Genomic DNA, 13,791 nt, shown 5'->3' with positions numbered 1-13,791 from the left:
AACCTAAAACTTTATTGACTATGAAAGTAAGTGAAGATTTATCAATTCTTATTCATCTCCGGTACGATAACAAAAACCCTGAGGGCAAGGCAACGATTTGCGTTCGTATCACCGTAACCGGATACCCCAGAGATGGTTTTTCATTAGGCTATCAAATTGACCCTTCCAAGTTCAACAAAAAAAGCGGCTTCCTTATTGGCAAATCAGCCGAAGCAATAGAGATCAATAAAGAAATTCAGCATGTCCGCAATGAATTGATAAAACACTATAATTTGTTGAGAGCGGTGGACCCAGTAGTAACTCCAACAATGATAAAAAATTCCTACAGGGGTATCAACCGGGAAAAAAGTACTCTCCTGGAAGTCTGCGACTTTCACAATAAAAAATTTCAGGAGAAGGTAGATAAGGACAAGCGGAAGGAGAGTACTATGAAAAAATGGAAGACTACTAAAGACAAAATCTCCTCCTTCCTTACCTCTGTCTTTAAAATGAATGATATTCCGCTGGGGAGAATTGAGTATGCTTTCGCTGAGGATTTCTTTGATTACTTAACGTTAACGGGAGGTCTTCAGGATAATTCAGCAATGAAGCATATTAAAAACACAAAACAATTACTTGATCTGGCCGTCAACCGTAAATGGATAAGCATGAATCCTATTGGAGATTATGTTTGTTCATATATTAACCCGGAAAGGGACATTTTAAGCGCTGGGGAACTGAGTTTATTATACCTCAAGGAATTTACAATACGTCGCCTGCAGGAAACAAAGGATGCTTATTTATTCATGGCATTAACCGGCTACGCTTATAAAGACGCATTGCTCCTTACCCGCGACAATGTGGTCAAGTACTTTGATGGAGAAGACTGGATTGTGAAGAATAGAGAAAAGACCTGGTGCCGTGAAAATGTTCCTTTGCTCCCAATTGCCAAGGAAATATTGAAAAAGTATGAGAATCATCCTTATTGCATCGCCAATAACGTACTATTGCCTATCAATAGCAATCAGCGATTCAACGGGTATCTTAAAGAAGTTGCGGATCTTTCAGGTATAGATAAGAACCTCACCACACACACCGCACGTCATACTTTTGCTACTACCGTCACGTTAGCCAACGGTGTACCACTCGAAACGGTGAGCGCCATGTTAGGCCATAAATCTATCCGGACCACGCAGATCTATGCCAAGATAGTAGCCAGTAAAGTGAGTGAAGACATGCAGGCATTAAAGCAACGGTTTAACCTCGCACTGCCAGAATCCATGCTGAGCAAGGCGGTAGCCTAAAAAAGTGCCTTCTCAGTTGGAAAGGAAAAAATTAGAATCAACTGTGGGGATTTAAAATATTGATAATCAATTAATAGGGCGTTTTGTACAAATGTACTTTGTCATGATAAGTTAAATAAATGTGAAAATATGGCAGTCCTTTGAGCTTTAAAGTGCCAAAATAATATAATGGTCGGCAAAAAAAGTATCAGAAGGGTTAGATGCGACATTTGCGCTGAAATTGTGTCATTTTTTCCCCACTTGGCAGAAGGTTTGAACTATGAGGAGAAGTTCTTTTAATAAAAGGAGCCCAGGCTTCAGCCCGGGCTCGCAAAAACTTCAAGGAAAGGCGTAGGAACCCTGCATCAATTTGATGCAGCCCTTGTTGTTTTGTTTTTTGTTGCGCAAAAGTATGCGTAAAAATGATACAACCAAATCTACCTTAACAGAGGGGTACATTTTACCTGCTTTCTACAGCTTCTTTTAAAATCAGAACTACCACATGAATACGGTGGTTTAGCTCCCGGGATGGTAACATGCCGGAACGGCGTCGTATTAATTTTATTATTAAACAAAATTTTAAAAGAGAATGGGAAGCAAAATTAAGTACTACCCAGTTGACAACGGCGATCAGTCGTTGATTTCCATCGATGAGAATGGATACGTTACAAATTTGATGGTGGATTGTCGTATGCGCGATGCAGCAGAAGGGACTTCCGACCCTGAATTATTTGATGTAAAAGCAGACCTTTTGAAGAGTCTGAACACCAAAGTGGTTAACACTATTAGAGGAATTACCTATGTGGATGCTTTCATACTTACACATGGAGATGATGATCACCTACACGGCTTCGAAAAGCACTTCTATCAGGGTGATCCAAGGAAATATGAGCAAAAGCACAAAGATGCTGGAGAAATTTTTATCGATGTACTTTGGTTTTCACCCATGGTAATGGGAGTGGCCACTAATGAAGATGAAAAGGTCTTTAATAAGGAAGCAAAGCGCAGGATAAAACTGCATCGTGAAAAGAGTGCAGATGCGAATCTACCGGGAAATAGAATTGTGATTATTGGCTATGACGGAAATGAAGATTTGAACGGCCTCGATCTTGTGCGTTATGTGCCTGGTAATATTGTTACGCGTTTTAATGACCGTGATTTAAATACGTTTTCGATTTTTGTTCATTCTCCATATCAACAACACCTTTCAGAAGAAGAGGTGGAAAAAAATCGTGTAAGTGTAGTCTTTCAGGCAAGGTTCAAAGCATATTCCTATTCAACGGATTTTTGCACACTTGCAATGTTTGGTGGTGATGCCGACCACATCGCCTGGGCGGAAATCCTTGACAAGACAAAGCGTTATGGGAATGATGTTCGACATCAAGCACTGAATTGGGATTTGCTGATGGCGCCTCATCATTGTTCCTGGACCTTTTTTAACGACTGTCCTCAAAAAGAAAACCCAACACCGAAAAATACTTCGCTTGAAGTGCTCCAGAATAAGCGGCAGAATGCCCGTGTGATTGCTTCCAGCAAAGAGATTGTTAATAATGATGATAACCCACCTCATTATAAGGCAAAAGAGCTGTACGTGAAGAGCGTCGGTAGTACCAACTTTCTGAATACCGCTACTTACAAAAAGATTGGTAAAACTCCACAGCCGATTGTCTTTGAAGTAACTCCATACGGCCCGATGAAACCTAAGATTGATGAGGGGGCGGCAATCGCAGTAGGTGGGGCTGGTTTATCTTCGGTATCAACAACATCTTCTTATGGCTCTGGGAAAGTACAGTGATAGTCTGAAACAATATACGGGTATAATCCAGAATCGTGAACTAACTCACACAATAGAAGCACTAAAGAGAATCGGTACTCATACAACAGTCCGCAAATATCGTTGGGATGATAACCGTATTGCTGTAGGTATAGATATTGGAGTGGATCTTCCACCCCTCGGCACTGCCGGGGGGGTGGATATCCAGAGAATGGAACCAATTCTTTTGGTATTCGACCCTAAGCTTTATCCACATAAAGCTCCGTTGGTTTTTCCTGATAGGATTGATTTCCCAAGTAGCCAGTTGCCACATTTGTACGTTGCGCGCCCCGGCAAACCGCCCGCTTTTTGTCTGACGAGAGGCGGAGTGGAGGGGCTTGATGAGTGGTATGCTAATCGAAGAATCGAGGACGTACTAATACGTACGCAAAATTGGCTACGTGATGCAGGTACCGGGGAGTTGGTGACTGACGCAGCCCAGTTTGATCCTATTCGATTAGAAGGCTATATCGGCTCTTTTACTTACAACTACCAGACGTTATTCGGTATCGTTAACAAACGAGAATCTTTTGAAGTGGGTGGCAATTTTGCCCGAATAAGCTGGAGAAACTACGCGAAAGATGCTGATGTTGAGGTTGATTTGTGGTTCAGTCGATTACTGACAGCCGAAAATTCTACAGGCAGCTCAGCTGAAGAGAATGGAAATACGGACGGAAATTTAAAGGATAACCGTTTACCTGGATTTCTGGTGTGGTCGGATGATAAAACACCTGTCGATATCTACCAGACCACTTTGCCAACTAACTGGTTACAGTTTCAGCATTTCTGTAAAGAGCATAGGATTGAGCTATCCGGCCTTAATAAGGCGATGGTTTTAAGTCGGGACATTACCGTTGAAAAAATTCCTATAACGGTCGCGATTCTCCGCCCGAAACCAATTATTGGTTTTCCTGGCGCCCTGGAGTTTATCAACTTCGTTGTTGCCATCGGAAAAGATGAATCAGTAAGTGATGCAACACCAGTCTACTTTAGCAGGCACGTCCAAATACTTGTGCCATCGAAAGCCAAGGAAATTTCAGGATATAGTGTTGATATTACTTCCCTGGCGTTAATCGTTGGATTAGGCGCGCTGGGAAGCCGAGTTGCACTTCATCTATTGAAGTCAGGAACAATCAATTTGGTAGTATGCGATCATGATAGATTTTTAGCGCACAATTTTGTTCGGCACCCTCTCAGCGCCCGACATGTGCATGTAAATAAAGCAGTGGCGTTTGAGAGGGAGGCTACTGCTTTGTATCCAGGACAGACAGTGTTAGGTCTGTCACGTAAAGTTGACGTTAGTTTATTGCAGTTCAGAAAAGACAAAAAAGGTGGTTGGGAATGGATAATGGATTTTACCGCTTCATTGACATTTTTTAATGAATTAACGACCACCAACCTTAAACATAGTGTGCGGGTATGTAGAGGGTTAATATCTGACAAAGGCAACCTCGGCTTACTTTACTTTGAAGGTCCATCACGTAATCCTCGAATCGATGATCTACAAGCGTTGCTTTATGATGCAGCAATGACCAATTCAGTAATTTCTTCGTGGTTGCAACGAGAGTCCAGAGCAACTGAGAAAACGGAAACGGTGGTTACTGGTATTGGATGCAACTCGGAAACGGTAATTATGTCTGATGATGTGGTGGCGTTGCATGGTGCTGTGATTTCCGGTCTATTCAAAGGTCAAGCGAAGGAGAAATCCGCTAAGGGAGGAAGGGTTTATTTCAATAAACTCGATTTTGATCCTTATTTCCACAATGAAGTATCATCACTTACTTTCCGCCCMGTGGAAGTCTTTTCTTCGAGAAATAAATCAGATTGGCAGGTGCGTTTTGCAGCAGGGATACTGGACGAGTTACGGCAAAAAATGGGCGATGCTTCACCTCATGAAATCGGCGGCGTGTTAGTGGGATGTGCCAACCATAAGACAAAAACAATTCACGTAACAAGGAGTCTTCCTGCCCCACCTGACAGTCGGGCTGACGCAAACTGTTTCTTCCGAGGTACAGAAGGATTACCGGAAACCATCGCAGAGATTAATGCTTGTACAGGGGGACAACTTGGGTATATTGGTGAGTGGCACTCACATCCGCGTGGGCCGAATGATATGAGTACAACAGATGCCGCTACGACGAAGGCATTTTTACAACAGTACCGGGAGCTGAATCCACCATTACCAGTTTTCTTGCTGATTATAACACCGACATCAGTATTACCATTCGTTTACACTTAAACCTATAACATGTTTGACACGTACACATTAAGAGCACGGGTGTACCCTACTATAATTCTTCTCTTTCCAATATTATTACTCGGAGTACAGTACTCTATAGAGTTCGCAACGCTAATACCGTTTTTCACGTCCTCGATAATTGTGGGAGCACTCTGGTATTTTCTTGCCCATCTGGGTCGAACTTTTGGTAAGAAGAAAGAGAAAGAATTATGGGCGGAATGGGGCGGTGCACCATCAATACAACTCCTGCGTTGGAGAAATGATGAGATAGATGATCATACCAAAGAACGCTATCATAACCATTTGCAACATCTCGCACCTGTGCCGGTATTGCCGGACCGTGTTTCTGAAATGGCGAATCCAGTTGTTGCAGACAGTGTGTATCAGTCCTGGAACCGTTTTTTATTAGGTAATACCCGCGATATAAAAAAATTTCCTCTGATTTATAAAGAAAATGCTGGATATGGCTACCGCCGTAATCTGTGGGGACTTAGGCCAATTGGCATTTTGGTGCTGATTGCGATTATTCTGGGGAATTATATGCATGCCGCATATTCACATCAGAACTGGCAGCTTTCAGGTATGTCCACTAATTTTTATTTTATTCAAGGAGCCCAAGTAGTGCTTTTATTGTTATGGATCGTAGTTATACGAAAAGACTGGGTAAAAGCCGCTGCCTTTGCATATGCTGATAGGTTAATTGAGGCTATACCTACCTTATAATTTCATGAAAATAACCAGCATCGAGCTTAGTATTTTTGTATAGTAAGCCAGCTTTATTTGTATAAGGAGGCAACAACAAAATTTAATATCAACTTACTCATTTTTGCGGTGGGTGACGTTTTTTAATAAAGTTATATGTCCTGAGTAAGGTGATTTTAACTTATCAAGGCAGACGGGTTGTAACGCCCGTCTACTTTGATAAGTGGCTGATTAACAATTCATTAACATCTTAATCTTACTCAAAACGCTTTATTGCAACCCCTGCTGATACGCGGTGTATCACAACCCCGATCATGTGAAACCTGAAAGACCATTACACGCAACCAAAATTCATACTGCGCACATTCTAAAATCAACAATATGCAACAGTATTACCCATTATCTTTTTTTGAAAGATTAGTCCATGTTGACCTACAACTGGCATCACGCAAACAGAAGTACCCCGACAAGCTATTCTTTGTACAAGCTGTTGATGACGTCATTAACGAAAAAAACAAGACCCTTGAAGGCTTTGGAAAGTACCTTTACGACCTCCGGACAAAAGAAGAGGTAGGCTGGTTTATTCAACATAGCCAGCAACACCTGGTCATACTGATGGACCAGGTGGCAGCCCAGCTGTCAACGGAAAGCCTTTTGGATAACTCCATATCCACCGCAAAAAGCACCTGGTCAAACCTGTACAAAATTATTTATCTCCATCTCGCAGAGCTATTGGCCTACCTCGAACAAAAGTTTGAACGATACCTGGACATTGACTGTAAAATTCCACCATCCTACCTGTTAAAAGCCCAGGATAGATTCCGGGCTGACGTACGATTGCTAAAAGAAGGATTCATTTCTTCAGGTGTCGATGAACAGTTACAGAACGTTGTATTTATGCCGTTTCTGGAACTCACCAAAAAGAATCACACCGTTTCCCCGATCAGTTACCAGCAGTTACACTATCTCACGGAAATGAATAAACGACTGTTTCAATTGCTGGACGTGAGCGGAGATAAAGCGGAGTTCCCGGAAAAACTACATGAACTGTTATTGTTTATCAACTTCAATAACATACACTACTTTGAATACTGGGTAAACATGACAGCGGCGGAACTGGCCGACTATTCTACTTTCCGGGAAAAGCTAGAAAGATTAATGTACCTCCAGAAGAAAATCAGTCAAGCCACCCAGAAACCCGCTTTTGTATTTAACGCCCTCCGTCCACCGCTTCAAAGTAAAATGCAGTCTTGGCTGACGGAGGAAATTGTTTACTGCAAAGAAATCAGCGCCGCATCCGGCGGCGTCCATCTCCCGGATGAATTAGCCCGCTGGAAAGACTTTAAAATTCAAACCATTTTTTCTGTTCCGCAGATCGGACATATTTTAAAGTTGTTGCTGGATGGTGGTATCTACGTGAATAAAAACAGGGCGGAAGTCCTGGACTTCTTTTCTTACTTCTTCACCTCCGTAAAGCAGGATGCCATTTCCCCAGGAAGCCTGCGCAACAACTTTTATAACGACAGTGCAGCCGTATCCAAATCCGTACGCGACATTCTGATGCGATTGATCAACCAGTCGCACAAGGGTTTAAACGTGGCGGCTGCCTTAGTCGTCGATTGCTTCCTGCAACAATTCTGATCTTATCACTCCACGCTAAACATTATATTATAAAAATAATTATACCAAATTCTTCTCTTTAATAGTCAATCAGTTAGCAGGGGTGGTAACACCCCTGCAACTATTCCTGCAAGCCTATTAATTTTTCTTTTGCTGCCATAACAAACAAACCCAAACCTTATGGCAGCAGAAATCCTCACCCGTGAAGATCTGGCGATCTTCAAAACAGAATTGTTCCGGGAATTGCGGGAACTTGTAAACGCTCCCGCTGTTCAGCCCCGGAAATGGCTAAAGTCCTACGAAGTCCGCGACCTACTCGGCATCTCTCCCGGCACCCTTCAAAACATGCGTATCAACGGTACGCTCTCCTTTACCAAAATCGGCGGCTTGATCTTCTACGAGTACGACGACATTCTCAAACTGATGGAAGGCACAAAGAAACCTGTTAAGCGTTCCTGATGCCGGCACCAGCAGTTCATACCAACTACATCAGGCATCTAAATGCTTTCTTCGCACAGGTGCGGAAAGAAACCCGCTTACAGGCCAATCATGTAAGCCTTTACCTGGCATTGTTTCAGGTATGGAACTATCACCGTTTCCATAATCCTTTTCCCATCCTGCGCGAAGAAGTCATGAGCCTTTCCTGCATCGGCTCCCGGAGTACTTATGTACGTTGCCTGAAGCACCTGGACAATTGTCGTTACATCATCTACGTACAGGCCCGGAAAGCCTACGCCGCCAGTTATGTGTCCATCATTCCGCTAGCAGATTTTATGGCAGATGCTCACCCGGAACAGCTGTTTCTGTTTCAGGATGAAAGCGCTGCTATGTGGCCCAAAAGTGAGCCACAAGACCTGCTCAAAACTGGGCCACACATGAGGCCCACTTTTGGGCCTGACACGTGGCCTAAAACTGGGCCACATACAGGCCCCAAAGTGGGCCACTTTAATAAACATATAAACAATAGTAAACGTGGGGGAGAAAACAGGCACCCGCCCCCAATAAAAAAAAATAAAAATGAAACTGAAAACCTCTCACACGATCAGGATGCACCCGGCGCGGAAAATGCACCTGGCGCCGCGCGGATTCTTCCCGCGTTGTCCCAGGTGCAGGAATTCTTTATCACCTGCAGCTACCCGGAAGCAGAAGCGGGCAAATTTTTTCATCACTACCAGGCCAACGGCTGGCGGCAGGGCGGCAAAACGCTGATCACCGACTGGCAGGCCGCCGCGCACAAATGGATACTCAACATTCACCCAACAAAACCCGAACATCATGACAAACATACCAAACCAGCAACCGGAGCGGGAAGGCTCTACACCAATGAAAACAAAAGCTATTCAGAGCCCTTATGATTACTATCTGCTAATGCAGCAGTTGGAAGAACACGGGAAGGATGTATACGGACCTACGTTTCATATTGAAGACATCGACCGGCCGGTAGTTATTAAACTCTTGGCTTACTTCCTCCAAGACCAGACAATAGCCATTGCGGAGGGAATCGACCTACATAAAGGAATTTTACTTATGGGTAAGATTGGTTGCGGCAAAACCTCTCTGATAAACCTTATGCGCCCACTGTCGGCAGAATCTTACCGGGCGCATATGATTTCCTGCAGAGAGATCAGTTTCGAGTTCAGTAAAATCGGTTACGATGTGATCAACCGGTACAGTACCAACGCATTTTTTCCCTACACCAACGTGCCGCGGGTACACTGTTTTGATGATTTAGGACTGGAACAGACGGTGAACTATTGGGGCAACAACTGTAACGTCATGGGCGAAATACTGTTATCCAGATACGATCTGATGATCACCAACAAAATGCTGACCCATGTAACCACTAACCTCAACAGCCAGGAGTTGGAAGAGCATTACGGCAACCGGTTGCGCAGCAGGATGAGGGCCATGTTTAACCTGATTTCTTTCGACCCTGCCACCACTGACAAAAGACGATAACTCTTAATCCCAACAACATGTATCCATCTTTCATCGACATCATCAGCACAGAGGTGGCCGGTATCAGGCATATGAAAATTTGCGGACAAGATTACACCGCATACAGCTATGATTGGTATATCGATGATGCCATAGAATTGGCCGCCCGTTGGAAGCCCAATCAGATCACCTACCAGCGTATCCTTCACATGCGTAATTGGATTAGAGAGAATTACCAGCATGACCATAACATTTCATATCAGCGGATACGTACACTGGCGGGTTGCCAGAAATGGGTGGAAGTAGTTATTCATGCTGAGTACCGGTATGCTGATAGCGTATTTAAAAATTCTTATAGCGAACAATTGAATTTTAATAAATCTGTTTTTAAAATCTCATAGCTCAAGAGCCATCACTAAGTTTCAATATTCAGTGATGGTTTCAGTTTAAAGGAAATCTGGAATTAAGTTAGATGAAATAGCTTGCGCAATAGGACTGCCAAATATCCAATTTAAAAATATGCAGGAGGTGGCAGGATAAGTTTTGTTGTTAAGATGATGAATTTCAGCCAAAGTATTATATTTTGAATTTAAATAATTGTTATATTCGCTCTGCATGTTATGAAATGATTCCTTTTAAATAGTATTTCTGATATGTTTTAACCTATAGTTATGATCGAAGAATTGTCCCCAATTCCCCGAAAAGGCCGTCTAAGTAGTTCTGAGATCCTTATGGGAACGTCGATTCCTCCTTTAGATAAATTGCAGATAATGTCGGAGGATGAATTTGAGGTAATGTGTTTAGAGTGGGCAACTGCTTATCTGAAAGGTAAGTATGTTAAAGTTAGACAAATGGGGGGGGCGGGCGATAAAGGACGTGATGTTATTGGTTATTATGAAAATGGAGCTATTGATGTTTATCAGTGTAAACACTATAATTCCGCTTTATCTCCATCTCAAATATATGTAGAGTTGGGGAAGTTATGCTGGTATACTTTTAATAACCTTTATCCGATACCTAACAAATACTACCTTGTAACATCGATTCCAATTGGCCCAGCTCTTGTTGCCATGATTGAAGATCCATCACAAATTAATAAGGCACTAAGAGATCATTGGAATAACTCCTGCCGAACTAAGATAACTAAGAAGGAAGTAATTGAACTAACTGCCGGATTTGCAGACTATGTAGACAATTTTGATTTTAGTATCATCACAGATAAATCCCCATTGGAATTAATTGAAGAGTATAAAGAAACTCAATATTATGCTTCAAGGTTTGGAGGAGGAATACAAAAATTTCGATCATCTATTCCTAAAGCATCGGAAAATATTGATCCCAGAGAGTTAGTTTATGTAGACCAGTTATTCAAAGTCTATGAACAGAAATTGTCAAACATAATTAAGGACCAGGAGCAATTAAGAATATTGAGCCCAGGTGATTCCTCTCATTTTGATGAACAGAGAARTAGTTTTTATTCTGCAGAATCATTAGAAGTTTTTAGTAGAGAAAATTTTCCTGATGCAAACCCAATACCGTTTGAGGAAATCAAGTCGGATGCTGCTTTAGTCGCAAGGAATACCCTTTTATTAAATGAAGAGGAAACGGCCTATCGTAAATTATTATTCGTAATACAAGAAGTTCAACGACAAAGCTTTGTTAGTAACCCACTGCATTTAGAACTGAGACCATTAGATAAAAATGGCATTTGCCATCATTTAGTAAATGCAAACGAGATTAAATGGATATGATTATGGATAATGGGTTTCAGAAAATATATAATTCTCCATTGGAGTTGGGAATTCGCAGCCTTATGATCTTGAATCATCTGCGGGCCTCAGTTGATCTTGATTATTTGATGTACATCGATCATTTGTCATTGAATACTTCTGACATCAGTGGACCTGAAAGTTTGCACGCGCCTATTCCCCGGAGAGGCATCCAGGCATTTGCCAGACGAGAAATAATAAGAAAAGGAATAATAATACTTCTTTCCAAGCAACTGATTAATGTTACTATATCAAATTTTGGTGTTCTGTATGAAATCAATCAGGTTGGACGTAGTTTCTTAGGCTTTTTTGGCAGCGAATACTATTTAGCACTAAATCAACGAATCAAGTGGGTCACTGAAAAATTTGTAGAATATCGAAGTTCGGACTTAGAAAAATTTGTCAGTGAGAATTTAGAAAAGTGGGGTGGGGAATATATATACATAAATGAGATAAAATAATGGTTTCTGGATTTTATATAAGAAAAGTTATAGCCAAAGGCAATAACAAAGAGGCGAGTCTCGAATTTAAAAAAGGTGCTAACTTGATTACTGGAGCTTCTGATACCGGTAAGTCTTATATTTTCTCTCTTATAAATTACTTGCTGGGTAGATCCACGAAACCGAAGGAAATACCTGAAGCGATGGGCTATCAAGACTTATATCTCGAAATTGCAACTTTTGATGATGTTATTTATACCATAGAGCGCGAGCTTGGGAAAGATCGTGTAATCGTTAAACAATCTACTTATGCTGATTTCACTTCGACATCGGAAAGAGTAGGGGTTTTTCGGACGTCAGGAAGTGCAAAGAATGAACGAAATCTTTCGGAATTTCTTTTGGAGCTTAGCAACCTGAGTGGGAAAAGGCTGTTAAAGAATAGGTCGAATAACGAGTCTATAAGTTTGACTTTTAAGAATATTAATGACCTCACTTCTATTCACGAACAAAAAATTATAACTGAAGGATCTCCGTTTTATCCGTCCGGACAACTTTTCCAGGTAACAGTTGAGCAGTCTGTTTTAAAAGTATTGTTAACTGGGGAAGACTTCTCTATTGTCGAACCTATAGAAGATCCGGTAAAGCGGGAAACAAGTTTAAAAGGAAAATTAGAGTATATCTCTAATAGTATTCTTGATTTATCAACAAAGAGAGAGGAACTGTCTAAGAAAATAGTTGCGAATAATTCTATTTTCGTCGATATAAATGAGATTTCGAGATTAGAAACCACATTGAATGAAAACATTAGTGCCTCAAGGAGAATTATAGACAAAAAGAATGAATTAACCCTTACAAAAGAGACCTATCTTGAAAAGATTCAGTATGATACCGAATTGATTGAAAGATTTAAAATACTGAATAAGCAATATAATGCTGATCGTCAACGCCTGCAATTTGTTATGGAAGCAGAAAATCTAACCTCGCAGCTTGGTGATGACATCTGTCCTGTATGCGCTTCATCGTTAGATAGTAATAGCATCAGCCATTTAAGGGAGATAGAAGGATTCAAAGCTGCTATAACTGAAGAGTATCTAAGAATAGATCGTAAAACCACAGATTTAAATACTGGAGTGCTCAATCTCATGAAATCAAGGGATGCGATGATGGCTAATGTTAGCCGAGTMGATTCAGAAATAGAAGAAATTGTGAGTGACCTTAACAATAATTTGAACCCTCTGATAAAGGATTTACAAATAAGGTTGTCGGAATACATAGATTTTGAAAGGTTAAATAATGAGCTATTATTCATTGATAAGCAAATTCAAGATTTATTTACAAGCAAATCCTATTTTGAAAATTTATTGACCAAACCTGCAGTTAAGGATAATACTATTGTTATTGAGTATGATTACCTTCTTGAATTGACGAAATTTATAAATGCTCGCCTGGTGAATTGGAAATATTTACCAAATGTCAATGTTGTTTTTGACTCTAGTACAAGAGTGTTTGATATTGCTATTTCCGGGAAAAGTCGACGTAGTTTCGGCAAAGGTAAAAGAGCTATCTCATATACGGCATGTATTTTAGGTGTTTTGGATTATTGTCTCGAAAAGAAAATGCCTTTTTCTAATCTCATAGTAATAGATTCTCCATTGACTACATTTGAAGATAAAAAAGGAAAGGAAGAAGATGGTATGGTTGAAGGTGATATTCTAGATGCTTTCTTTGAGGATTTAGCTAATACTACATCAAATTGCCAGGTTATTATTTTCGATAATAAAAGGCCGAAATCTGATTTAGAGGGTATACATACTGTACTGTTTACCGGGAATGACTCAGTAGGTAGAAAAGGATTCTTTAATTAGGGACTATTTCACTAAGTGTGTAAACTTAAAAATCGGGGGATCAAATTAAAAGTTAGATTCTCACTCTTTTATCAAAAATAGTTAAAAACTGATTTAGGATCATGCCCCAGTTTCTAATGGGCATGGTCCATTTTTTTGATACT

The 13,791-nt window shown here is 41.0% G+C and carries 12 protein-coding genes; all 12 read left to right on the top strand.

Annotated features, from left to right (window positions below; genetic code table 11):
• Positions 1 to 20 precede the first annotated feature (20 nt).
• The 12 genes from AC1DFM_RS32470 (at position 21) to AC1DFM_RS32415 (ending at position 13,648) form a co-directional block, all read left to right on the top strand.
• On the top strand, positions 21 to 1,283 hold the full coding sequence (locus tag AC1DFM_RS32470) for a site-specific integrase (protein WP_477080947.1): 1,263 nt from the start codon (positions 21 to 23) through the stop codon (positions 1,281 to 1,283).
• 568 nt (positions 1,284 to 1,851) lie between these two features.
• Positions 1,852 to 3,057, top strand: a complete 1,206-nt coding sequence (locus AC1DFM_RS32465) for a ComEC/Rec2 family competence protein (RefSeq protein WP_477080946.1) — start codon at positions 1,852 to 1,854, stop codon at positions 3,055 to 3,057.
• Positions 3,035 to 5,314, top strand: a complete 2,280-nt coding sequence (locus AC1DFM_RS32460; RefSeq protein ID WP_477080945.1) for a Mov34/MPN/PAD-1 family protein — start codon at positions 3,035 to 3,037, stop codon at positions 5,312 to 5,314. The genes AC1DFM_RS32465 and AC1DFM_RS32460 overlap by 23 nt, the downstream gene beginning before the upstream one ends.
• A gap of 141 nt (positions 5,315 to 5,455) precedes the next feature.
• The gene (locus AC1DFM_RS32455; protein ID WP_477080944.1) at positions 5,456 to 6,037 is read left to right on the top strand and encodes a hypothetical protein; all 582 of its coding nucleotides are present in this window, start codon (positions 5,456 to 5,458) and stop codon (positions 6,035 to 6,037) included.
• A 360-nt stretch (positions 6,038 to 6,397) separates the two neighbouring features.
• Positions 6,398 to 7,657 (top strand): hypothetical protein, encoded by a 1,260-nt coding sequence (locus tag AC1DFM_RS32450; RefSeq protein ID WP_477080943.1) that lies wholly within the window; start codon positions 6,398 to 6,400, stop codon positions 7,655 to 7,657.
• 159 nt (positions 7,658 to 7,816) lie between these two features.
• A complete protein-coding gene (locus tag AC1DFM_RS32445) occupies positions 7,817 to 8,095 on the top strand; it encodes a helix-turn-helix domain-containing protein (RefSeq protein WP_477080942.1) in 279 nt (92 codons plus the stop codon).
• Entirely contained in the window at positions 8,095 to 8,991 is an 897-nt protein-coding gene (locus tag AC1DFM_RS32440; RefSeq protein WP_477080941.1) for a hypothetical protein, read from the top strand. The genes AC1DFM_RS32445 and AC1DFM_RS32440 overlap by 1 nt, the downstream gene beginning before the upstream one ends.
• Positions 8,912 to 9,595, top strand: a complete 684-nt coding sequence (locus tag AC1DFM_RS32435; RefSeq protein WP_477080940.1) for a hypothetical protein — start codon at positions 8,912 to 8,914, stop codon at positions 9,593 to 9,595. Before AC1DFM_RS32440 ends, AC1DFM_RS32435 begins: the two co-directional genes overlap by 80 nt.
• 17 nt (positions 9,596 to 9,612) lie before the next feature.
• Positions 9,613 to 9,975 (top strand): hypothetical protein, encoded by a 363-nt coding sequence (locus tag AC1DFM_RS32430; RefSeq protein ID WP_477080939.1) that lies wholly within the window; start codon positions 9,613 to 9,615, stop codon positions 9,973 to 9,975.
• A 270-nt stretch (positions 9,976 to 10,245) separates the two neighbouring features.
• A complete protein-coding gene (locus AC1DFM_RS32425; RefSeq protein ID WP_477080938.1) occupies positions 10,246 to 11,325 on the top strand; it encodes an ABC-three component system protein in 1,080 nt (359 codons plus the stop codon).
• Complete coding sequence (locus AC1DFM_RS32420; protein ID WP_477080937.1) at positions 11,316 to 11,804, top strand: ABC-three component system middle component 2; 489 nt, start codon at positions 11,316 to 11,318, stop codon at positions 11,802 to 11,804. Before AC1DFM_RS32425 ends, AC1DFM_RS32420 begins: the two co-directional genes overlap by 10 nt.
• Positions 11,804 to 13,648 carry a hypothetical protein gene (locus tag AC1DFM_RS32415; RefSeq protein ID WP_477080936.1) on the top strand — a complete coding sequence of 615 codons (1,845 nt, stop codon included), beginning with the start codon at positions 11,804 to 11,806 and terminating at the stop codon, positions 13,646 to 13,648. The genes AC1DFM_RS32420 and AC1DFM_RS32415 overlap by 1 nt, the downstream gene beginning before the upstream one ends.
• Positions 13,649 to 13,791: the final 143 nt, after the last annotated feature.

The sequence above is a fragment of the Chitinophaga sp. 05T412 genome (assembly GCF_056396465.1).
This window is presented reverse-complemented; position numbering and strand designations above follow the sequence as displayed.

What these genes read in the sequence shown, in the direction of transcription:
- AC1DFM_RS32435 (WP_477080940.1), top strand. Translation starts at nt 8,912, where the DNA reads ATGACAAACATACCAAACCAGCAACCGGAGCGGGAAGGCTCTACACCA.
- AC1DFM_RS32470 (WP_477080947.1), top strand. Translation starts at nt 21, where the DNA reads ATGAAAGTAAGTGAAGATTTATCAATTCTTATTCATCTCCGGTACGAT.
- AC1DFM_RS32420 (WP_477080937.1), top strand. Translation starts at nt 11,316, where the DNA reads ATGGATATGATTATGGATAATGGGTTTCAGAAAATATATAATTCTCCA.
- AC1DFM_RS32440 (WP_477080941.1), top strand. Translation starts at nt 8,095, where the DNA reads ATGCCGGCACCAGCAGTTCATACCAACTACATCAGGCATCTAAATGCT.
- AC1DFM_RS32445 (WP_477080942.1), top strand. Translation starts at nt 7,817, where the DNA reads ATGGCAGCAGAAATCCTCACCCGTGAAGATCTGGCGATCTTCAAAACA.
- AC1DFM_RS32450 (WP_477080943.1), top strand. Translation starts at nt 6,398, where the DNA reads ATGCAACAGTATTACCCATTATCTTTTTTTGAAAGATTAGTCCATGTT.
- AC1DFM_RS32430 (WP_477080939.1), top strand. Translation starts at nt 9,613, where the DNA reads ATGTATCCATCTTTCATCGACATCATCAGCACAGAGGTGGCCGGTATC.
- AC1DFM_RS32465 (WP_477080946.1), top strand. Translation starts at nt 1,852, where the DNA reads ATGGGAAGCAAAATTAAGTACTACCCAGTTGACAACGGCGATCAGTCG.